A 21173-nucleotide genomic window follows, 5' to 3' on the forward strand; every position below is an offset into this window, starting at 1 on the left:
TGTTAAAAAGAGTTAAAAACAGAATTGAGACTGTAAAAAGCCGCAATTTTACGACTCATTGTTACAATAATTACATGTTAAACGTAGTTACAGGAGTGTAGCATTTTGAACCCCATACACATAAAAAAACAACACATGAAAAAATACCTACTTTAATCTTATTAGCCGTAATCGGCATTTCGTCTTGCAAGAAAAGTTCGTCTGACGCTACAGACGCTGCTACCGCTGCCACTGCTGCAGCACAAGCTAAAACAGACGATGCTACTATACAAGCGTATTTAACAGCTAATAACATTACGGCCACTAAACTTTCAACCGGATTGTACTACACGGTTGTTACAGCAGGTACAGGTGCATACCCAACAGCCTCATCCACAGTAACTGTAAACTATACTGGTTACCTGCTCGATGGAACTATCTTCGACAGTGGTAAAAGCTTTCAAACCGGCATCTCTTCAACCAGTAACATCATTGAGGGTTGGAAACAAGGCATTCCGCACATTAATCTGGGTGGCCGTATCCAGCTTTTCATTCCATCTGCCTTAGCTTACGGTACTACGGCACAAACCAAGATCCCGGCAAATTCATGCCTTATGTTTACCATTGATCTGATCGGGCTTAATTAATTTGTTTATTTGTCAATTAGCCAATGCTTTTATATAGCTATGATTGGCTAATTGACAAATAAAAAGAGTTTTTTTCATTATCTTTCAGTCTCACTAACTTACTGACTGCATGATAAAAAAACTTTACCCCTTAATCTTTTCTTTATTTTCTATCGGCGCTTTTGCACAAACCCCCGCTATGAGGGCGGCGGTGAGCAAAAAAGCCGATGCAATGGAGAAAAAAGTAATTGCCTGGCGTCGTGATTTTCACGAGCACCCCGAATTAGGTAACCACGAGGTGCGCACGGCCGATATTGTTGCCAAACACTTACAATCATTAGGTATTGAAGTAAAAACAGGCGTAGCCCACACCGGTGTGGTTGGGATACTCAAAGGCGGCAAGCCCGGCCCTGTAGTAGCCCTGCGTGCCGATATGGATGGCCTGCCGGTTACCGAGCGTGTTAACATTCCCTTTGCATCTAAAGTAAAAACCATGTACAATGGCAACGAGGTTGGCGTAATGGCAGCCTGTGGCCACGATTCGCATGTGGCCATACTGATGGGGGTTGCCGAGATCCTGGCTTCTATGAAAGCCGACCTGCATGGTACTGTGAAGTTTATTTTCCAACCGGCAGAAGAAGGCCCGCCGGTAGGCGAAGATGGCGGTGCCGAACTAATGGTTAAAGAAGGCGTGCTCGAAAACCCTAAAGTTGATGTGATCTTCGGGCTGCATATTAACTCGCAGACAGAGGTTGGCAAAATAGGCTACCGCCCAGGTGGCACCATGGCGGCCGTTAATGATATGCAAATCATCGTAAAGGGTCGTTCTGCACATGGTGCTTACCCTTGGAGCAGTATCGACCCGATTGTGGTTTCGGCACAGATTATCAATAACCTGCAAACCATTGTGAGCCGCAACCTGGATGTAACCCAAAATGGCGCTGTAGTAACCATAGGGGCTATTAATGGCGGTAATCGCTCTAATATTATCCCCGAAAAAGTGGAGATGCTGGGCACTCTGCGTGCCTTGAGCACAGCCGATGAAAAAATGCTGATTGAGCGCGTTAAACAAATAGCCACCAAAACAGCAGAGGCCAACGGTGCCACGGCTGAAGTTAAGATCCCTTACAGCAACCATTACCCGGTAACTTATAACGACCCGGCCCTGACCGCCAAAATGCTACCTACGCTGCAGGCGACTGCCGGTACCGAGAACGTGCTGTTACGCCCTGCCGCAACCGGCGCCGAAGACTTTAGTTTTTTTGAGCAAAAGGTACCGGGATTGTTTTTCTTTTTAGGAGGCATGCCTAAAGGCGGCGATCCGCTGAAGGCGCCATCGCACCATACGCCCGATTTTTATATAGACGAAAGCGGGTTTACCCTTGGTGTAAAAGCCATGTGTAATTTAACGCTGGAATATATGACGAGCAAAACAAAATAAGACTATACCAATACAAAAAATGCGATTTATCTATTAGATAAATCGCATTTTTTGTTGAAAAAAGTATTACTCATTTAAGTAATGCTTTTTTCGAAAGTTTTAGCTACTTCGGTGCTTGTAGGCACTACTTTTCTGCCAGTAAGTCCTGTGTTATCTTTTCAAACTGGCTGATAAATTCGGTATAGTAATCGCCTGTGCCGGGGCCACTGAAGCCGGTGTAAATTTTTCTTACGTCACCTTTTTTATCGATGATTAATGTGGTTGGGAACGAGAAGAAATTGGCCAGTGCAGGCAAGCTTTCTCCGGTTTCTTTTTTGTTGCTGGTATGGCCGGTTATCAGTATCGGGTATGGGATGTTGAAATGATTTTTCTCCCGCAGTAATGATGCTTTCGATTTGTTGAAATCTGTAGTGCGCTCATAAGCCAGGTCAACTACCTCCACGCCTTTGTTGTGGTACTTTTTGTAATATTTTACCAGGTAAGCGGTTTGGTCCATACAGTTGGGGCACCACGAGCCCATAATTTCTACTATTACCACTTTATTTTTAAAACGCGGGTCGCTTAGCGATACCTTGTTACCATCAAGATCGGGGAAGGAGAACTCCAGTTTTTTGTAGCCCGGTTTTAAAAAAGTAAGTGCATAAGCATCAGGTAGTTTGGCATCGGGTTTACGCACGGCATGCCATGGCGTTTTACCGAATAAGCCATTAACCAAAGTGTTTTCATCTTTCAGCGTGGCTGTGAATAAAAAGGCATGGCCTCCGTCAAAGCATGAGAGGGAAAGTTTATCGCCCGAAATAGAACCTTCCAGGTAGCGGTAATCGCCGGTGGTGGTTAAAAATGTGCCGGTAACCTTGTTGCCGGTTTGCTTAAATTCAGCAACGGTGGTATCCGGCTCATCTGCACCAATAATGGCCGACCATCTGCCTGCTACGGTATATTTGGTAGGCTCGGTAGTTTTAAAGCGGTACGCTACACCCGGTTCTGCAGCAAATGGAATTTGCACATCGCGCTCGCCCAAATGCCTTACCCAGTTACCTTTCAGGCTGGCACCATCAAATTTCAGCTTAAATTCAGAATCGAACAAGGGCATCTGGATCAGTACGGAATCATCCTTGATCTTAATATCATTAACCTTAAAGCGTTCGCTGCCATTAATAATGGCTATTTGCTGGTGCCCGGCTGTATCCTTTATATTAAAGTTAAAAGGCAGTTCGCCGGCAGGTATTTGCAATGTACCGCGCCATATGCCCGTGGTTAGCTTTTTTTGCGCAAAGCCACTTGCTGCCGTTAATAATAGGGCTAAGGTTATAATCCGGATTTTCATTTGCAATGGGTTGTTTTTTAAATATAGCGATCTGCCATGAGCTATGTTTGTTTTTATTGCAGATCTAAAAGTCTACCAAAACAGTAGTCTTATCAAAGATAATAACAGCGGCGTATTATTTCAACAAATCGCGCGATATGACAATTTTCTGAATCTCAGACGTGCCCTCATAGATCTGGGTGATCTTGGCATCGCGCATCAGGCGTTCTACGTGGTACTCTTTAATAAAGCCATACCCGCCATGTATCTGCACAGCCTCTACAGCAACTTTCATGGCTGCCTCAGATGCAAATAACTTAGCCATAGCACTTGCGGCTCCGTAGGGTTGCCCATTATCTTTTAGCCAGGCCGCGCGCAGGCAAAGCAGGCGGGCGGCTTCTATTTCGGTAGCCATATCGGCCAGTTTAAATTGAATGGCCTGGTGGTCTGAAAGCGGCTTGCCAAAGGTTTTACGTTCTTTCGAGTAATTAAGGGCAAGTTCATAAGCGCCCGAAGCAATACCCAATGCCTGGGCAGCAATACCAATACGGCCGCCTTCTAAAACCTTCATGGCAAAGGGAAACCCAAAACCATCCTCACCAATGCGGTTGGCTTTGGGCACCTTTACATCGGTAAACATTAACGAATGCGTGTCTGACCCTCGGATGCCCATCTTGTTTTCTTTAGCACCCACGGCAAAGCCCTCCATGCTGCGCTCAACAATTAAGGCGTTGATGCCTTTAGAACCCTTTTCGGGGTGGGTTTGTGCAATTACAATATAGGTAGATGCCGAGTTACCATTGGTGATCCAGTTTTTAACGCCGTTTAATAAATAATAGTCGCCCATGTCAACAGCGGTGGTATGCTGCGATGTGGCATCAGAGCCTGCTTCTGGTTCAGAAAGGCAAAAAGCGCCAATCACTTCACCTTTGGCCAGGGGCAGCAGGTATTTTTGTTTCTGTTCTTCGTTGCCATATTTCTCTAAGCCATAACAAACCAATGAATTGTTTACAGATACCACTACTGAAGCAGAGGCGTCAACTTTAGAAAGTTCTTCCATGGCCAGCACATAAGATGTAGTATCCATGCCGCCGCCGCCATATTGGGGTGCAACCATCATCCCTAAAAAACCCAGTTCACCCAGTTTTTTCATTTGTTCGGTAGGGAAGGTTTGGTGCTCGTCGCGTTCTATAACGCCGGGTTTTAAATCGTTTTGGGCAAAATTGCGGGCAGCCTGGCGAATCATAAGTTGCTCTTCAGTAAAATCGAAATTCATAAAATAGCATATTTGGTTTTCAAATATAATACTATGCGTGCATAGTAAAAAACTGGCACAAAAAAAGAGAGCTCTTGCGAAGCTCCCTTTCCCCTAATTAATTTAAACTATTGATTAAACCCAAAACAAAGAACAAAAAACCTCAGCTTGGGCGTCTGAGAATTCAAAAACAAATATTTTTTGTAGGTAGATGTTGTTTTATATTTTTCACAGGTGTAACGTAGAGTCATTAATAACGATACAAAAGTAAAGCCACAATTTTAATATTATACTTACTAATACGTCATAATTTATTATTTTCACACTTATATTTACAGTAAATAATAAAAAAGTATAATTGACCAAGCAGTAACCTAAGTAAAATAAGCTATACCCCTAAAACTAACTGACTAAAAAATGCTACTCACTGATTTTGAATACCTTAATAACTCTGAAGATGCCTTTAAAAAGAAGGTAGCCCTGCAGATTAAGCGCCTGCGACGACAAAACCAAGTTACGCAGGAACGCTTTTACAGCGAAACCAATATTAATATCGCCCGACTCGAATCTGGAAAAATAGATGTACGTTTAGATACACTGCGAAAGATTTGTTACTACTTTGATGTTTCCCTATCCGGATTTTTCCAGGGTATTTATTAAAAACTACTAAATTAGTGTATTAATTTTTAAATAATTCCATTTTTCTATACAACGAATCCTAAATTCTGTACAGAATGATTTACAAGCTGCTAAAATGAATAAAAAGAATAACTCAACCCCACTGTATGCTGCGCTGGCGGCAGCAATGCTATTAGGTGCCTGCCAAAGTAATAAGGCACCAGACTATGCCGCCAACGATGCGGTATACAAAAATCTGGACACTACCGTTAAACCCGGAGACGACTTTTTTAAGTATGCCAACGGTGGCTGGTTAAAAAAGAATCCCATCCCGGCTGCGTACTCACGCTGGGGTATCGGCAACCTGGTAAGCGACGAGCTGCGCGATCGTTTAAAAAAGATCAATGAGGATGCCCTGAAAGAAAATGCGGCAAAAGGCACCAGTTCGCAAAAGATCGGCGATTTTTATTACAGCGGTATGGATACCGTTACCATCGAAAAACAGGGCCTGTCGCCATTAAAGCCAGAGCTGGACAAAATAGACGCGGTAAAGGATATTAAATCATTATTGGATGAGTTTGCGCATCTGTCAACCATTGGTGTAACTACGCCGCTGGGTGGCTACGTTGGCCAGGATGCCAAAAATAGCGACAAGATGATATTGCAGTTATACCAATCGGGCATTGGCCTGCCAAACCGCGATTACTATTTTAATACAGATGCGCAAAGCGTAAAAATCCGTACAGATTATCAGCAAACGCATTTGCCTGCCGTATTAAAGCTCTCGGGTTTGGATGATGCCGCCGCTACCGCCGGTACGCAGAAAGTATTTGCTTTAGAGAAATTTTTGGCAGATAGCTCACGCAAACTGGAAGATTTGCGCGATCCGTATAAAAACTACAACAAAATGCCATTAGCCGGCTTAAGCAAGCTAACACCGCAAATAGATTGGAAAGATCTGTTTGAGAAAATGAACTATAAAAAAGTTGATACGGTAATTGTTGGCCAGCCAGAGTATTACCGCGCTTTAAGCAAAGCCTTAACTACCTACAGTATTGCCGACTGGAAAGTTTACCTGCGCAAAAACCTGGTGAGCGAGTTTAGCGGCCAGCTTAGCAAATCATTCCGCGACGAAAACTTCCGTTTTTATGGCATGGTGATCTCCGGTAAAAAAACACAACTGCCACGCTGGAAACAAGTTATTGATGCCGAGAACAGCCTGATGGGCGAAGTACTGGGACAGCTATTTGTAAAAGAATACTTCCCAGAGAAAACCAAAGAGCGTTATGTAAAGCTGGTTGAAGCCATCCGCAGCAGCTTTAAAGAGCATATTGAGAAGCTGGACTGGATGAGCAGCGAAACTAAAACCAAAGCATTGGATAAGCTGTCTAAAGTAAACCCTAAAGTGGGCTACCCAGATAAATGGAAGGATTTCTCTGACCTTACCATTGTTAAAAACCCATATGTGCAAAATGTGATCAATGCCAATATTTTTTGGCAAAAACGCGAAGCTGCCAAACTAGGGAAACCGGTTGATCGTACCGAGTGGGACATGACGCCGCAAACCTACAATGCGTACTACAACCCATCAAACAACGAGATTGTATTACCTGCTGCGCAGTTTATGATCCCTGGCGCCAAAGATGAGGATGTAGATGATGCCGTTGTTTATGGTTATGCAGCAGCATCTACCATCGGCCACGAAATTACACACGGTTTTGATGATGAAGGCCGCCAGTTTGATGCCAAAGGAAACCTGAAGGCATGGTGGACACTGCAGGATTCGGCTAAGTTTACACAGCGTGCGCAGGTGATCATTGATCAGTTTCACAACTTTACCGTATACGGCCTGCATGTTAATGGCAAAGCATCACAAGGCGAAAACATTGCCGATTTAGGTGGTATAGTAATCGGTGTAGATGCGTTCAAAAAAACCGAGCAGTATAAAGAAGGTAAAAAGATCAATGGCTTAACACCAATGCAGCGTTTCTTTTTGGGTTATGCACTGGGCTGGTTAGGCGAGGAGCGCGAAGAAGCCTTGAAAAATCAGATCGTAACAGACGTACACGCCCCAGGCTTTTTACGTGTAAACGGTCCGTTTAGTAATGTGCCCGAGTTTTACGAAGCTTTCGGCATTAAAAAAGGTGATAAAATGTGGGTCGACCCTGATAAACGGGTAAAGATCTGGTAAAGTAATTTGTTGATGAGGTAATTTGTCAATTTGTTAATTCCTGGCAATAGGCAATTAATTGACAAATTACCCCATTGACAAATCAACAAATTATCTAATTAGCAAATTCAAATGTACCTTGCAAACTGGTGGCACGAGCAAAGCTATATCGAGCTCATCGGCGTGGTTACGGGCTTGCTTTGTGTTTACCTGGCGGCCAAAAACAACATCTGGAACTGGCCTTTTGCCATTATCAGCGTAACATTATACATCTTCATTTTTTTTGAAGCCCGGCTTTATGCCGATATGGGACTACAGTTTTACTTTCTGGGCGCTAATATTTATGGCTGGTATTTTTGGAGCCACAAAAAAGAACCCGATATTAAGGTACCCGTAGTAGCGATCACCACCAAACAAATCACCTGGACCATCTTTGCCATTGCATTAATAACCCCTGCCCTGGGTTATACGCTTACTAAGCTCTCACCCATTTTACATTACAAACCAGCCGCTTACCCTTACCTGGATAGCTTTTGCACCGCAGTAAGCCTGATAGCCCAATTGTTTATGGCCCGCAAAATTTATCAAAACTGGCTGATGTGGGTATTTGTAGATATAATATATGTTGGTGTGTACTTTGTAAAAGATTTAAAACCTACCGCCTTTATGTATGCCATTTACGCTATTATTGCGTTATTAGGGTACTTGGATTGGCAGAAGGCGTATAGAAAGCAAGAAATTCTCTATTAATATTTGTCATTGCGAGGTACGAAGCAATCTCGTAGCATGTTGGGTAAGTATGAAAGTTCATAGCTATTATGTTTATATACTTTGTAACAAGGCCAACACGGTGTTATACGTTGGTGTTACAAGTGATATTGAGGAAAGGGTTTGGCAGCATAAGCAAAAAGTATTCAAAGGCTTTTCGGCCAAATATGATTGCAACAAGCTGGTATATTATGAGGATTATCAATGGGTGCAAGACGCAATCGCAAGAGAGAAACAATTAAAAGGCGGTTCCAGGCAAAGTAAAATCAATTTGATTGTTAATGAGAACCCTGCTTGGAATGATTTAAGTAATAGTTGGTATGATTAGCGACGAGATTGCTTCGTACCTCGCAATGACAAGGTTGTGATATTTACACTACGAGGTTGCCGTCCCCACAGTAGTTGTGACTCGCGATGATATTATATAATAAATGAGTAATCAGAACAATATTTTCAAAATAGCCATCGTAGGCCCCGAATCTACAGGTAAATCAACCATGTCTAAACACCTGGCTGAATATTTTAAAACCGTTTGGGTGCCAGAATTTGCCCGTGGCTATTGCGAAAACCTGACGGGCGACTATACCTGGCAGGATGAGATCAACATGTTTTACGGCCAGCTGGAACTGGAAGAGCAAATGCTGCCACAGGCCAATAAATTGCTGATCTGCGATACCACTTTTTTAACTGTTAAGATTTGGAGCGACCAGCTTTTTGGTAAATCGCCGCAGGAGGTGTTAGACGAATTGCCGAAACATCCCTACGACTTATACTTACTTTTAAACATCGACCTGCCCTGGGAAGATGATCCTTTGCGCGATTTCCCAAATATGCGCGAACATTTTATGGACGTTTGGCACCAGGAATTACAGGCTTTAAATGCCCGATATACCGTTATTTCGGGCACGGGGGCCGGTCGGTATGCCAATGCTGTAACAGCCATAACAGATTTTATCAATTCTTTTCACTAATTTTTAGCTTTCGTGCAACGTTGAAAAAAACGGTGCGTCTCTTATACTCGAAAGCTAATCACATTGGAAGCCGTTTACATAGACAAACATTACAGCCTGGTGGCTGAGTGTAAGCAGGGAAGTAAAAAAGCCTGCTACGAGCTTTACCGTTTATATTCGAAAGCGATGCTTAACGTTGCCTACCGTATTGTGGGTAATGTTGAAGAGGCTGAGGATGTATTGCAGGAATCGTTCGTAGATGCTTTTAACAAACTGAAAGATTTCAGGCAGGAAACAACCTTCGGCCTGTGGATGAAACAAATTGTTGTTCACCGATCTATCAACCTGCTGCGTAAACGCAAGCTGGACCTGGTGGAGATGGAGAGCGAACAACTGGAAAACATTGCAGACACCGAGAGTTTCGACGACGAAGAAATGCAGTACCAGGTTGAAGAAGTTAAACGGGCCATGCTGTTGCTGCCCGAAGGCTACCGGGTAGTGTTATCACTATACCTGCTGGAGGGTTACGACCATGAAGAGATTGGCCAGATATTGAAAATAAACGAGAACACATCAAGAACACAGTTTTTAAGAGCAAAAAGAAAACTGAGCGAGATATTAAAACAGAGAGGAAAAGTAGCATGAGCAAGCGATTAGAAGATTTCATTCGTGATAACCAGGATGGTTTTGATGAACTGGAGCCAAGAGCCGCTTTATGGGATAATATAGAAAGCAGACTAACCTTTGCGGAGGAATTGCCAAAAAAGCGCGAAGCCAAAACCTTCTCCCTTGGCTTCGTATTACGAGTGGCCGCCATGATTATCATGGTAATGGGCATAGGTTTCGTATTCTACCTAAAAACAGGAAAAACAACAGGCGGCGTTAATCTGGTAGCCATTAACCCAGAGTACGCTAAACAACAAGTGCATTATGCATCGCTGGTAAAAGCCAGAAGAACAGAACTGCATTTGATTGCAAAATCAGACCCGCAGTTATATAAGGAGTTTAGCGGTGAGATCGCTAAAATGGATTCTACCTATAAAAAGCTGAACACAGAGTTAAAAACCAGCCCCAATCAAGAGCGTGTTTTACGAGCAATGATCCGGAACTTGCAAGTACAATCAGAGGTTTTAAACCAGCAATTACAAGTTATTGAACAGTACAATCAAGTTAAAAATCAAGATGAAAACAAAAATATTTAATAGGGCTCTTTTCACAGTAATGTGCTTATTAGGAGGTAGCATCACCTTTGCGCAAAGCTCGGCAACCAGTGCCGCGCCGGTAAGCCCAGCCGCCCCAGCCGAACCCTATACCAACAATAGCGACATTAACCAAAGCAAAGACTATCGCGATAGCATGCACAAACTGCAGGATAAAATGCGCGACCTGCAAAAGCAAATGAACAGCATGCGCAGCGATGAGTTTAAAAAAAGCACGCTGGCTATGCGTGAGGCCAGCAAAAAGTTAAAGAAAAGCTCGGCCAGTATGAGCTATAGCATAGAAGATAACATATCCGGCTTAAGCAAAGGGCTGGGGGTTATTGTAAATAGTGTGGGCATTAATAATAACATTACCGTAGTACATGGCGATGATTATATTGCCAAAAGAGTACAAAGCGGCGAGGTTAGCGAGAAGATAAAAAACTACAGCAAAAGCTACAGTGCAGACGGCAATGACAAATTGCAGTTAGACAATATATACGGCAAGATCATTGTAAATACCTGGGCTAAAAATGAAGTAAAGGTAGATGTGCAGATGAAAGCCGATGCCAACGAAGCGGATGAAGCCCAGAAGCTGATTGATAATGTAAACATCAGCGATAGTAAAGATGGGTCGTTGATATCATTTAAAACCAACTACGATAAATCTGGCAGCAACAACTGGGGCACTTGGTTCGATTCTGGCAAATCGCGGGTACGTAAAATAGAGATCAACTACACCGTTTACATGCCGGCTAAAATGGCACTTAACATTACCAACCGTTACGGCAGTACAGATTTGCCAGACCTGAGCGGTAAGCTGATTATCAATAATTCATACGGTAGCCTGGTAGCCAAAAGCCTTACCAATTCTGCTAACGAAATTAAGATAAGGTATGGTAGCGCAACCATTGATAACCTTACAGGCAGTGATATTAACGTAGCCTACGGCGGCCTTAACATTGGCGAAAGCGATAACCTGAATGCCGATGTAAGCTACGGCTCGGCCAAAATTGGCAAGCTAACCACATCGGGCACCATTAACGCGCGTTACAGCGGCCAGGTACAGGTTGGTGATGTAGGTAAAAATGTGAAAAGCCTTTCTGTAAATGCCTCTTACTCCAGCGTAAAACTGGGATTGAGCAACAATCAGAATGTCGATTTTGATATCACCGTGCGCTACGGCAGCTTCAGCTACGGCGATGTACCCGTAACTATTACCAGCAAAACGCCCGAAGATGGCGAGCGCGGTTTTAACCCAACCAAAACCTACAAAGGCAAGGTGGGCAAGGGTAACTCCGATAAACTGATCACCATCAGGTCAACTTTCGGCAGCGTGAAATTCGAATAGTACCATCATCGTTTTTTAGATATACCAAACCAAATATTATCATTATGAAGATGTTTAAAAACACCATCCTGGCTATGCTATGCCTTATTTTTACCAACAATGCTATAGCACAGCAAGGCCCCAACGGCAACAATGCACCCGTTACAGGCAGCTATTACACCGACACTACGCAAACCGATACCTCAAACTATCGCGAAAAAATGCACCGCCTGCAAGACCAGATGCATACTGTGCAAAAGCAGATGAATGAGCTTCGGAACGAAGAATCGAAGCGAACATCTGAGCGGGCGCAGGCCAGAGCAGACCGGATGAATAAAAGTTACGAAAACGATGACAATAGCAACGGAAGCAGAAGCTACATGCGCGGCGATGAATCTATCGATAAAAAGATAGCCAGCGGCGAGGTTAAAGAGAAAGCTAAACCCTACACCAAAAGCTACACTATTAGTAGTGCCGACAAAGTACAGATAGAAAACACCTTCGGTAAGGTGGTTGTTAATACCTGGGCCAAAAACGAGGTTAAGGTAGATGTAGAAGTTAAAGCAGATGCCGATAACGACGCAGACGCACAGAAACTATTGGATAGAGTCAACATTAGGGACAGTAAAGAAGGCGATGTTGTTGCCTTTAAAACAGATATCGAAAAAAATGAAGAGGATAACAACTGGGGATCATGGGGCGATTCGGGCGATTCACATATCAGGAGGGTAGTGATAAACTACACCGTTTACATGCCTGCAAAAAATGCACTAAATATTGCCAACAAGTTTGGCAATGTTACCATACCCGATATGAGCGGTAAAGTAACCTTAGACCTGAAGTTTGGTAGCCTAGCAGCTCAGCAATTATCCAACCCGCTAAACGACATCAGCATAAAGTTTGGTGATGCTACCATAGCAACCTTAAACAGCGACGAGTTTACCATTGCCTATGGTACGGCCAAAATAGGCTTGGCAGATAAACTGAAAGCGAAAGTTAGCTTTGCCGGTTTAGATGTTAATAAACTCACCTCATCCGGCGATGTTACGCTGAAATATACCCGTGGCGGCACCGGCTTTAAAGTAGGCGAGCTGGATAAGAACCTGAAAACGCTTAACATTGATGCCTCTTTTAGCAAGGTATTGTTAAACGCTAACGATGGTTTCGACTTTGATGTAAGCACCAAAATGGGTGGCTTTAATTATGACGATGCCAATGTTAACGTAACCAGCAAAACCCCTGCCGAGGGTGAACACACCTACTACAACCCCAACAAAACCTACAAAGGGCACGCCGGCAAAGGTGGTGCAGATAAAACAGTTACCATTAAATCAAACTTTACCAGCATTAAGTTCGATCAGTAGCCGTAATTAAAGAAGCGTATAATTAGTTTGTTTAAATGCAGCCCTTGCCCTTAAAAGCAGGGTTGCTTTGTTAAAACTATAGTCTCAATCCGTCATCCTGAACTTGTTTCAGGATCCCACACGCTAAGCCATAAGATGGGTAGGTAGTAAACTCTGAGAGACCCTGAAACAAGCTCAGGACGATGGGCGGCTATGCTCGGTGCACAACACACCCCTTATTAAAGTTAATGCAAACACCACTACCCTACAATTCCCCTCTCGAGAGGGGACGCACGGTCACTGCAAATTGCGGCAACATTCACGGTGTGTGTTTCTGTCTACTTTCGGACTTTCGGTCTTCCTACAAAACCCTGCACAGCAGCCCCTTCAAATACTCTCCCTCCGGAAAAGAAGCCCTAACGGGGTGGTCTTCGGGCTGGCAAAACTGGTGGATAAACTGTACTTCCTTGCCAGCATCTAAAGCGGCCCAGGCAAGCACCTGTTTAAAGTTATCGATATCCATAGCACCCGAGCAGGAGTAGGTAGCCAGCAGGCCGCCTTTATTCAATAGCAGCATGGCAATGCGGTTCAAGTCTTTGTAGGCACGTGCGGCGCGGTCGAGCGCAGAGCGCGATGGCGCATATTTGGGTGGATCGAGCACGATCAGGTCGAACGTTTCGCCTTCTTCTTTGAATTTACGTAGTTGTTTGTTTACGTCAGATTGAAAGGTTCTAATCAGATCGGCATTTAAGCCGTTCAGTTCAATATTTTGTTTCAGCGTCTCTATCGCCAATGCCGAACTATCTACACTGGTAACAGATGCTGCACCATTTTTTAAGCTGTTGAGGGTGAAGCCGCCGGTATAGCAAAAGCAATCCAATACTTTTTTGCCTTTAGCATGGGCAGCTACGAGGTGACGGTTATCGCGCTGATCGCAATAGAAGCCTGACTTCTGGCCTTCGGCAATGTTGATACCGTAAACTACATTGTTCTCTTTTACTTCCACAATTTCGGGTGGATGGTTGCCGGCCAGTACGCCTCCGTTAGATGCGCCAAGCCCCTCATGTTCGCGCGATGATGCATCACTTTTATCGAAGATGCCTTTAGGCTTCAACAGCTTCTCCAACTCATCAATAATAACAGCTTTATTGTTTTCTATACCCGATGTCAGGATCTGTAAAGAAAGATAATCAGCGTATTTATCAACAATTAATCCCGGCAGGTAATCTGCCTCGCTAAAAATCAAGCGGCAGGTATTGGTACTGCCATCAGCCAATAATTCGGCACGGCTCGCTACTGCAACCGCCACTTTCTTGCGGAACCAGTCGCCATCAATAGCCACATCCTCGTTCCACTCCAGCAGGCGCAGCGCCACGCGCGATTGATCGTTGTAAAAGCCGTAAGCCATAAACTTACCATCCGTACTCAGCAGGCGCACCACATCGCCATTGGCCGGCTTGCCCTTCACCTTATCTATTGCGCCCGAGAACAACCATGGGTGCCTTTGCATTACCGCTTTTTCTTTCCCTTTTTTAAGGATCACATCAATCATGGTGCAAAGATAAGATTTGGTTGGCAGTTGTCGGTGCAATGATTTTCATCGTGGAGATTTATATATTTATCGAAAATCTTTCACAATGTATAACTATCATATAAAACCCTTTATACTTTTAGCCTTTACAGTATTCATTTTACTTTCTTCGTTTAATTCGAATAAGTCGATACAAGATGATAAAGTGAGTGTCTTTTGGAAGTGGTTTAGTAATCATAAAACAGAATTTGAATATCTCGATGATAAAAATCGTGATCAAAAATTGGATTTAATTTTAGAACATCTACATCCAATAAGTGAAGGTTTAGCCGTTGAGGTATCTGACGAATATAAAGGAGTTAGAGATATTTTGATCTCTGCGAATGGAGATAAAAACAATTTTTCTGCTGTTAAAAACATCGTGAATAGTGCACCGCTAATAAAAGGATGGACGGTTACTGCATTTCGACAGAGAGCTAATAAAAATTTTACTTTAAAGTATCAGGATATTTATTTCAGGCCTTCACAAATGTTTTTTTATCCCATAATAAAAAATGACAGCTTAGACCTAATCATTTATGTTAAAGGTCTCAAAAGCCATGATAGCGATAAAGTCAATTATTATGGATTAATTGCGATGGATAACGTTTTGGGTGAATATGATAGCGTAACTAAAGTCCGGTATTATGATTTTGAAGATTTGGGAAATAATAAGGATAGGAACCTAAAGCCTGTTACCAATTTGCCTAAGTTCATAGATAGCCTTTATAAAATAAAGCATTAATTTAAAACCCTCTAAAAAGAAGAGAATATAAGATTTGATGGTTTTATCTGTTGTCCGTACCCATCGACGGCAAGATTTTCCATGAATTTTCCTGACAACAGACAACTGATAACCGACAACTGAAGTATCTTTGCCCTCATGGAACCCATCACCTGGAACGATTTTGAGAAGGTAGCCCTGCATGCCGGCACTATATTGGAAGCGGTTGATTATCCCGAGGCCCGCAAACCTGCCTATAAGGTAAGGGTTGATTTTGGCGAGCACGGCATTAAATGGTCGAGTGCACAGATCACCAAGCATTATACGAAGGAAGAATTGGTTGGTCGGCAGATTTTGGGCGTAATTAACTTTCCGAAGAAACAAATTGGTAAATTTATGTCGGAATTTTTAGTGACAGGATTGGCTGACGAGAATGGCGACATTGTACTAACTGCAATTGAACGCCCGGTACCCAACGGAAGCAAACTAATATAAATGATAAACTGGGTTTCTGGTCCGCAATTCATTGGCGTTATTATGCTGCTGAACGGGCTTATACAAAGAACATTTCCACCTAAATATATTAACGGCTGGTATGGCTACCGTACTAATACTTCTATGCAAAATCAGCAAACCTGGGACGAAGGCAATATCTACAGCACCAAATTATGGGTCAAAATCGGGTTTTTATTTGTATTGATCGGTATGGCCTTATCTTTGGTATTGCATTTATTGGGTACAACCGAAAAACTAATGAACATGATTCAAGCGTTCAGTACGCTGGCGGCAGGGCTTGCTATGGCCATCATTATGCATTACTTTACCGAAAAGCACTTAAAGAAGATGTTTGGTACTAAACAGAACTTATGAGGTATATCAACTTTGAGGGTGAAGCCACGATTTCGCCCGACGACTTTTTTATGAACGAGGCCCTGCGCGAAGCCAAATTTGCACTGGCTGCAGACGAGATCCCGATTGGTGCCATTGTGGTTTGCAAAGGGCAAATCATTGGCCGGGGGCATAACCTTACCCAGCGGCTCAATGATGTTTCGGCACATGCAGAAATGCAGGCGCTTACGGCTGCTACCAACTATATCGGCGGTAAATACCTACCGGACTGTACCCTTTATGTAACCATGGAGCCTTGCGTAATGTGCGCGGGCGCGTCATATTGGTTCCAGGTGGGGCGTATTGTGTTTGGCGCTTATGATGCTAAATTGGGTTTTGGCCGTTTAAATCAGAAAATAACCCACCCCAAAACTTTAATTACCGGCGGAATACTTGAAAACGAGTGCGGCCAGCTGGTAAAAGACTTCTTTAAAAGCCGCAGGCAGAAAACTTGACATAAAGAGAACAAATATTAAACATTGGGCTTTATATTTGTAACACATTCTTTTTAACCTTAAAAATACGATTATGGCATTCGAACTACCGGCGCTATCATACGCAACCGACGCACTGGAACCACACATTGATAAATTGACTATGGAAATTCACCATGGCAAACATCATCAGGCTTATGTTACCAATTTAAACAAAGCGCTTGAGGGCAAACCAGAAGCCAACAGTAATATTGAAGATATCATCAAAAATATTTCAAAATTTCCACCGGCAGTACGCAACAATGGTGGTGGTCATTTTAACCACACCATGTTTTGGACTTTGCTTTCACCAAGTGGTGGCGGCGAACCTACAGGCGCTTTGGCTGATGCTATTAAAAGCACTTTCGGCTCATTTGCCGATTTTAAAACTAAAGTGAGCGAAGCTGGTGCAACCCGTTTCGGTTCTGGCTGGGCATGGTTAATTGTTACTCCGGATAAAAAATTGGCTGTAACTTCAACCCCTAACCAGGATAGCCCTTTAATGGACATCGCTGAAGTAAAAGGTACTCCAATTTTCGGTATCGATGTTTGGGAGCACGCTTACTACCTGAAATATCAGAACCGTCGTCCTGACTATCTTGCAGCCATCTGGAATGTAGTTAACTGGAACCATGTTGCTGAGCTTTATAAAAAAGCTACGGTCTAATTGCTTCACCCAACCCTCTTAGGGGGAGAGGGCTTAGGCGCAAAATACAAGAACACCATTGCACACATTGCAATGGTGTTCTTGTTTAAAGTAAAAAGTAATTCATTTATAAAACAACATTCTCCCCCTTTAGGGGGTCGGGGGCTCTATGAAAGCAATAGTATTAGAAAGTGCCGAACGGCCAATTGTATATAAAGAGATTGACAAGCCGATATTAGGCCCGGGCGAAGCATTGGTGCAGGTTAAGGCAGCGGCACTTAACCGCCGCGATTACTGGATTACCATCGGTAAATATGCAGGCATCCAATATCCGTCTGTATTAGGGTCTGACGGTGCCGGTATTGTAGCCGAGGTGTATGACGAGGCCGACAAGCATTGGCTAAACCAGGAAGTGATCATTAATCCCGGTAAGGACTGGGGCGACCATCCCGAATTTCAGGGTAAAGATTTTAAGATCCTGGGTTTGCCTGAGCATGGTACCTTGGCCGAATATGTAAAAGTGAACGTTACCAAACTGCATCATAAGCCTGCTTACTTAAGCTGGGAGCAGGCGGCGGCTATACCTTTGGCAGGTTTAACTGCATACAGGGCATTATTTACCAAAGCCAGGGCCAAGGCCGGCGATAAGGTTTTAGTGGTTGGTGTGGGCTCTGGCACGGGTAGCTTTGCATTGCAATGGGCTGTAGCAGCAGGTTGCAAAGTATTTGTAACATCTGGCAGTGGCGAAAAAATTGAACGGGCCAGGCATTTGGGCGCATCTGCCGGGGTAAACTACAAGGCGCAAGACTGGGCCGAAGAATTAAAACATATGGCAGGCGGCTTCGATATTGTAATTGACAGCGCTCTTGGAAGTGATTTTAATAAGGTGATAGATTTGTGTAATCCGGGTGCGCGTGTGGTGTTTTTTGGTGGCACAGCGGGTAATATTCCCGAGCTTAATGCCCGGCCGTTATTTTGGAAACAGATTCAGTTACTGGGTACCACAATGGGGACAGACGAGGAATTTGCTGCCATGTTGAAATTTGTAACCGACCACCATATTGTACCTGTTGTAGATGAGGTATTTACCCTGGCTGATGCCGAAAAGGCTTTTGGTAAAATGGAATATGCAGCCCAATTTGGCAAGCTAGTATTGACCAACTAAATGAATACCATCCAGCTAATTGTAGACAGTATAAAACAGGAAACCAGCGATACGGCCACCTTTTATCTTCGCCCGGCAAACGGTCAGCAGGTACATTACGAGGCCGGCCAGTTTATTACGCTAATATTTACCCACCACGACGAAGAAATTACACGGTCATATTCCTTAAGTTCTTCGCCGGATGAGGAGCTGTTATCCATCACCATTAAACGGATCTCTAACGGGGAGATTTCCCGTTTTATGCTTTCGCATACCAAACCGGGCGATGAGTTAACTGCCATACAACCCGCCGGGCGGTTTATACTTCCTGAAAGTGGAAGCCATCGCCGATTAATTTACTTCGCCGCAGGTAGCGGTATTGTGCCTGTTTTTGCCCAACTGAAGCATGCTTTGTTAAGGGGCTTAGATCTGCAAATGGTGCTCATTTACAGCAGCCAGTCTAATAACGATATTATTTTTAAGCCGCAGCTTGATGAATTGGCAGCCGCCCATCCCGGCAAGTTTTTGGTTAAGTATCTCATTAGCGATGAAGCCAACCGGCTCAATAATTTAATGCTCGAAAAACTGGTTAAGCAGTTAACTAATCAGCATTACCACGATACGCTGTTTTATATCTGTGGGCCGTTCCCTTATATGCGGATGGTGCAGTTTGCGCTGCATTACATGGGCGTACAGTCGGCCAATATCCGGAAGGAAAACTTTGTGCTCGAAACCATCCCGGTAATCAGTAATATCACCAACTTCCCACCCCGTAAAATCAGGATCTTCTTTAAAAACGAATGGCATGATCTGGTAGCCGGCGAAAACCAGTCGATACTGCAAGCGGCTTTGCAAAACAATATCCCATTACCTTACAGTTGCCGCAGTGGCGCATGCTCGGCCTGCTTTGCCAAATGCACCAGCGGTAAAGTTGAAGTAGTAAGTAATGAAGTGCTAACACCCGAAGATTTGAAAAACGGCTATGTATTAACCTGTACCGGGCATGCGTTGACTGATGATGTGGTAATTGAATTTAGATAGATAAAATTACTTTCTCGTTCAACACCAAATCCGCCACTTGAAATATCGCACGTGTTTTAAACGCGCTTAAGTATAAAATTACCAAATCTGCCACTAAAAAGCTAATTATATTAGCAATTATTCTTATCTTTAAATCGACAAATTACCAATCAAGATTTTGGCTAAAATTAAAACATCCTACTTCTGCCAGAGCTGCGGCTACGAATCGGCCAAATGGCTGGGCAAGTGCCCGTCGTGCCAGCAATGGAATACTTTTGTTGAAGAAATTATAGAGAAGCCCAATGCTGCTGTACCCGATTGGAAAAATACCGGATCTACCACCCAGCAACGTGCCAACAAGGCCGTAGCCGTACATGATATTACCGTGCATGAGGAGCTACGCTACGTTACCCCTGACGGCGAATTTAACCGCGTATTAGGTGGGGGCATTGTAGCAGGCTCATTAATACTGATTGGCGGCGAGCCCGGCATCGGTAAATCTACCCTGATGCTGCAGCTGGCACTTAATATGCCCAAACTTAAAGTGCTCTATGTATCGGGCGAGGAAAGCGAGAAGCAGATTAAGATGCGGGCTGAACGGTTGGCTACTGCCCCGCAACCCTCTAAAGGCGGAGCTAATGATGCAGATCCAACTTCTGCGCCACCTTTAGGGAGTGGGGGGGCTGGATGCTTCATCCTTACCGAAACTTCCACCCAAAATATATTTAAACAGATAGAACAGTTGGAACCACAGTTGGTGGTTATTGATTCGATCCAAACCTTGCATTCGTCGCATATTGAATCTACGCCGGGCAGCGTGTCGCAGGTTAGGGAGTGTACCGCCGAGCTGCTGCGCTTTGCTAAAGAGAGCGGTACGCCGGTAATTTTGATCGGCCATATTACCAAAGATGGTATGATAGCCGGCCCGAAGATACTGGAGCATATGGTGGATACCGTGCTGCAGTTTGAGGGCGACCGCCATCACGTTTACCGTATTTTAAGGGCTGTGAAAAACCGTTTCGGTTCGGCATCAGAATTGGGTATTTACGAAATGCTGGGCGTTGGTTTACGCGAGGTATCTAACCCATCAGAAATTTTATTGTCGCAACGCGATGAGCCGTTGAGCGGGATCACAATTTCGGCCACGCTGGAAGGGTTACGGCCCATGCTTATCGAGACGCAGGCCCTGGTGAGCACTTCGCCGTATGGCACGCCTCAGCGCTCGGCTACGGGCTTCGATACCCGCCGTATGAATATGTTGCTTGCCGTATTAGAAAAGCGCTGTGGCTTCAGATTGGGTGCTAAAGATGTGTTTCTGAATATTACCGGGGGCATCCGGGTAGAAGACCCTGCGATTGACCTTGGTTTGGCGGCTGCTATTATATCTTCGCATGAGGATATGCCTATCCCCTTTAAAACCTGTTTTGCAGGAGAACTTGGATTGTCTGGCGAGATCCGCGCTGTTAACCGGGTTGAACAGCGGATTGCAGAGGCTCAAAAATTAGGTTTCGAACGGATCTTTATATCCAAATATAACCTGCCATCGGCCAAGCAGGATAAGCATCAACGGATAGACTTGTCGAGGTACACGATAGAGATTATCCCTGTGGCCAGTATCGAAGAGGTTTTTAGCCTGTTATTTGGATAGATGTAAACGAGGAAAAATAACCTGGATAGAAATTTATTATAAAATAAAAGAGCCTTTCTGCATAAAACAGAAAGG

The 21173-nt window shown here is 43.9% G+C and carries 22 protein-coding genes; 19 read left to right on the forward strand and 3 right to left on the reverse strand.

The window, feature by feature from the left end; translation table 11 throughout:
• Window positions 1–320: 320 nt before the first annotated feature.
• Both RG47T_RS26240 and RG47T_RS23530 read left to right on the forward strand, forming a co-directional pair.
• Complete coding sequence (locus RG47T_RS26240) at window positions 321–626, forward strand: FKBP-type peptidyl-prolyl cis-trans isomerase (protein WP_171972592.1); 306 nt, start codon at window positions 321–323, stop codon at window positions 624–626.
• A gap of 109 nt (window positions 627–735) precedes the next feature.
• Window positions 736–2046 (forward strand): amidohydrolase, encoded by a 1311-nt coding sequence (locus tag RG47T_RS23530; protein WP_074492348.1) that lies wholly within the window; start codon window positions 736–738, stop codon window positions 2044–2046.
• A gap of 124 nt (window positions 2047–2170) precedes the next feature.
• Here RG47T_RS23530 and RG47T_RS23535 read toward each other — a convergent pair whose 3' ends face one another.
• Window positions 2171–3373, reverse strand: a complete 1203-nt coding sequence (locus RG47T_RS23535; RefSeq protein ID WP_074492350.1) for a TlpA disulfide reductase family protein — start codon at window positions 3371–3373, stop codon at window positions 2171–2173.
• Between the two features lie 115 nt (window positions 3374–3488).
• Window positions 3489–4628 (reverse strand): acyl-CoA dehydrogenase family protein, encoded by a 1140-nt coding sequence (locus tag RG47T_RS23540; protein ID WP_074492353.1) that lies wholly within the window; start codon window positions 4626–4628, stop codon window positions 3489–3491.
• 396 nt (window positions 4629–5024) lie between these two features.
• On the opposite strand from RG47T_RS23540, the gene RG47T_RS23545 reads away from it, so the two are divergent.
• The 9 genes from RG47T_RS23545 to RG47T_RS23585 all read left to right on the forward strand — a co-directional run bounded on the left by RG47T_RS23545 (window position 5025) and on the right by RG47T_RS23585 (window position 13006).
• A complete protein-coding gene (locus RG47T_RS23545; RefSeq protein WP_074492355.1) occupies window positions 5025–5267 on the forward strand; it encodes a helix-turn-helix domain-containing protein in 243 nt (80 codons plus the stop codon).
• Window positions 5268–5361: 94 nt separating this feature from the next.
• A complete protein-coding gene (locus RG47T_RS23550; RefSeq protein WP_074492358.1) occupies window positions 5362–7416 on the forward strand; it encodes a M13 family metallopeptidase in 2055 nt (684 codons plus the stop codon).
• A 111-nt stretch (window positions 7417–7527) separates the two neighbouring features.
• Window positions 7528–8145: a nicotinamide riboside transporter PnuC gene (gene pnuC, locus RG47T_RS23555; protein ID WP_091690827.1), complete on the forward strand. Its 618-nt coding sequence runs from the start codon at window positions 7528–7530 to the stop codon at window positions 8143–8145.
• Between the two features lie 49 nt (window positions 8146–8194).
• Window positions 8195–8491: a GIY-YIG nuclease family protein gene (locus RG47T_RS23560; RefSeq protein WP_074492362.1), complete on the forward strand. Its 297-nt coding sequence runs from the start codon at window positions 8195–8197 to the stop codon at window positions 8489–8491.
• 103 nt (window positions 8492–8594) lie between these two features.
• Window positions 8595–9134, forward strand: coding sequence for an AAA family ATPase (locus RG47T_RS23565; protein WP_074492364.1), 540 nt, complete (start codon window positions 8595–8597; stop codon window positions 9132–9134).
• Between the two features lie 63 nt (window positions 9135–9197).
• Window positions 9198–9758: an RNA polymerase sigma factor gene (locus RG47T_RS23570; RefSeq protein ID WP_074492366.1), complete on the forward strand. Its 561-nt coding sequence runs from the start codon at window positions 9198–9200 to the stop codon at window positions 9756–9758.
• Window positions 9755–10315 (forward strand): hypothetical protein, encoded by a 561-nt coding sequence (locus RG47T_RS23575; protein WP_074492368.1) that lies wholly within the window; start codon window positions 9755–9757, stop codon window positions 10313–10315. The genes RG47T_RS23570 and RG47T_RS23575 overlap by 4 nt, the downstream gene beginning before the upstream one ends.
• The gene (locus RG47T_RS23580; protein WP_074492371.1) at window positions 10296–11663 is read left to right on the forward strand and encodes a DUF4097 family beta strand repeat-containing protein; all 1368 of its coding nucleotides are present in this window, start codon (window positions 10296–10298) and stop codon (window positions 11661–11663) included. The genes RG47T_RS23575 and RG47T_RS23580 overlap by 20 nt, the downstream gene beginning before the upstream one ends.
• A gap of 44 nt (window positions 11664–11707) precedes the next feature.
• Window positions 11708–13006, forward strand: a complete 1299-nt coding sequence (locus RG47T_RS23585) for a hypothetical protein (RefSeq protein WP_074492373.1) — start codon at window positions 11708–11710, stop codon at window positions 13004–13006.
• 340 nt (window positions 13007–13346) lie between these two features.
• Here the strand turns inward: RG47T_RS23585 and RG47T_RS23590 are convergent, their stop codons facing one another.
• Window positions 13347–14537: a class I SAM-dependent rRNA methyltransferase gene (locus RG47T_RS23590; RefSeq protein WP_074492375.1), complete on the reverse strand. Its 1191-nt coding sequence runs from the start codon at window positions 14535–14537 to the stop codon at window positions 13347–13349.
• Between the two features lie 85 nt (window positions 14538–14622).
• Here RG47T_RS23590 and RG47T_RS23595 point away from each other — a divergent pair, with 85 nt between their 5' ends.
• From RG47T_RS23595 to radA, 8 genes are all read left to right on the forward strand, one after another.
• Window positions 14623–15300, forward strand: coding sequence for a hypothetical protein (locus RG47T_RS23595; RefSeq protein WP_074492378.1), 678 nt, complete (start codon window positions 14623–14625; stop codon window positions 15298–15300).
• 138 nt (window positions 15301–15438) lie between these two features.
• Window positions 15439–15774, forward strand: a complete 336-nt coding sequence (locus RG47T_RS23600) for a tRNA-binding protein (protein WP_074492380.1) — start codon at window positions 15439–15441, stop codon at window positions 15772–15774.
• Complete coding sequence (locus tag RG47T_RS23605; RefSeq protein WP_074492382.1) at window positions 15775–16149, forward strand: SdpI family protein; 375 nt, start codon at window positions 15775–15777, stop codon at window positions 16147–16149.
• Window positions 16146–16622: a nucleoside deaminase gene (locus RG47T_RS23610; RefSeq protein ID WP_074492384.1), complete on the forward strand. Its 477-nt coding sequence runs from the start codon at window positions 16146–16148 to the stop codon at window positions 16620–16622. Before RG47T_RS23605 ends, RG47T_RS23610 begins: the two co-directional genes overlap by 4 nt.
• Before the next feature lie 73 nt (window positions 16623–16695).
• A complete protein-coding gene (locus RG47T_RS23615; protein WP_074492387.1) occupies window positions 16696–17307 on the forward strand; it encodes a superoxide dismutase in 612 nt (203 codons plus the stop codon).
• Window positions 17308–17455: 148 nt separating this feature from the next.
• Window positions 17456–18451, forward strand: a complete 996-nt coding sequence (locus RG47T_RS23620) for a zinc-binding dehydrogenase (protein ID WP_074492389.1) — start codon at window positions 17456–17458, stop codon at window positions 18449–18451.
• The gene (locus RG47T_RS23625; protein ID WP_074492391.1) at window positions 18452–19471 is read left to right on the forward strand and encodes a ferredoxin--NADP reductase; all 1020 of its coding nucleotides are present in this window, start codon (window positions 18452–18454) and stop codon (window positions 19469–19471) included.
• A gap of 157 nt (window positions 19472–19628) precedes the next feature.
• Window positions 19629–21098, forward strand: a complete 1470-nt coding sequence (gene radA / locus RG47T_RS23630; RefSeq protein WP_074492393.1) for a DNA repair protein RadA — start codon at window positions 19629–19631, stop codon at window positions 21096–21098.
• Window positions 21099–21173: the final 75 nt, after the last annotated feature.

The organism is Mucilaginibacter polytrichastri (assembly GCF_001911425.1).
GTDB classification, from domain to species: domain Bacteria; phylum Bacteroidota; class Bacteroidia; order Sphingobacteriales; family Sphingobacteriaceae; genus Mucilaginibacter; species Mucilaginibacter polytrichastri.

Bases quoted from the DNA above. Each gene is read 5' to 3' on its own strand.
- RG47T_RS23530 (WP_074492348.1), top strand. From the start codon at position 736: ATGATAAAAAAACTTTACCCCTTAATCTTTTCTTTATTTTCTATCGGC.
- RG47T_RS23535 (WP_074492350.1), bottom strand. From the start codon at position 3,373: ATGAAAATCCGGATTATAACCTTAGCCCTATTATTAACGGCAGCAAGT.
- RG47T_RS23540 (WP_074492353.1), bottom strand. From the start codon at position 4,628: ATGAATTTCGATTTTACTGAAGAGCAACTTATGATTCGCCAGGCTGCC.
- RG47T_RS23545 (WP_074492355.1), top strand. From the start codon at position 5,025: ATGCTACTCACTGATTTTGAATACCTTAATAACTCTGAAGATGCCTTT.
- RG47T_RS23550 (WP_074492358.1), top strand. From the start codon at position 5,362: ATGAATAAAAAGAATAACTCAACCCCACTGTATGCTGCGCTGGCGGCA.
- pnuC (WP_091690827.1), top strand. From the start codon at position 7,528: ATGTACCTTGCAAACTGGTGGCACGAGCAAAGCTATATCGAGCTCATC.
- RG47T_RS23560 (WP_074492362.1), top strand. From the start codon at position 8,195: ATGAAAGTTCATAGCTATTATGTTTATATACTTTGTAACAAGGCCAAC.
- RG47T_RS23565 (WP_074492364.1), top strand. From the start codon at position 8,595: ATGAGTAATCAGAACAATATTTTCAAAATAGCCATCGTAGGCCCCGAA.
- RG47T_RS23575 (WP_074492368.1), top strand. From the start codon at position 9,755: ATGAGCAAGCGATTAGAAGATTTCATTCGTGATAACCAGGATGGTTTT.
- RG47T_RS23580 (WP_074492371.1), top strand. From the start codon at position 10,296: ATGAAAACAAAAATATTTAATAGGGCTCTTTTCACAGTAATGTGCTTA.
- RG47T_RS23585 (WP_074492373.1), top strand. From the start codon at position 11,708: ATGAAGATGTTTAAAAACACCATCCTGGCTATGCTATGCCTTATTTTT.
- RG47T_RS23590 (WP_074492375.1), bottom strand. From the start codon at position 14,537: ATGATTGATGTGATCCTTAAAAAAGGGAAAGAAAAAGCGGTAATGCAA.
- RG47T_RS23595 (WP_074492378.1), top strand. From the start codon at position 14,623: ATGTATAACTATCATATAAAACCCTTTATACTTTTAGCCTTTACAGTA.
- RG47T_RS23600 (WP_074492380.1), top strand. From the start codon at position 15,439: ATGGAACCCATCACCTGGAACGATTTTGAGAAGGTAGCCCTGCATGCC.
- RG47T_RS23605 (WP_074492382.1), top strand. From the start codon at position 15,775: ATGATAAACTGGGTTTCTGGTCCGCAATTCATTGGCGTTATTATGCTG.
- RG47T_RS23610 (WP_074492384.1), top strand. From the start codon at position 16,146: ATGAGGTATATCAACTTTGAGGGTGAAGCCACGATTTCGCCCGACGAC.
- RG47T_RS23615 (WP_074492387.1), top strand. From the start codon at position 16,696: ATGGCATTCGAACTACCGGCGCTATCATACGCAACCGACGCACTGGAA.
- RG47T_RS23620 (WP_074492389.1), top strand. From the start codon at position 17,456: ATGAAAGCAATAGTATTAGAAAGTGCCGAACGGCCAATTGTATATAAA.
- RG47T_RS23625 (WP_074492391.1), top strand. From the start codon at position 18,452: ATGAATACCATCCAGCTAATTGTAGACAGTATAAAACAGGAAACCAGC.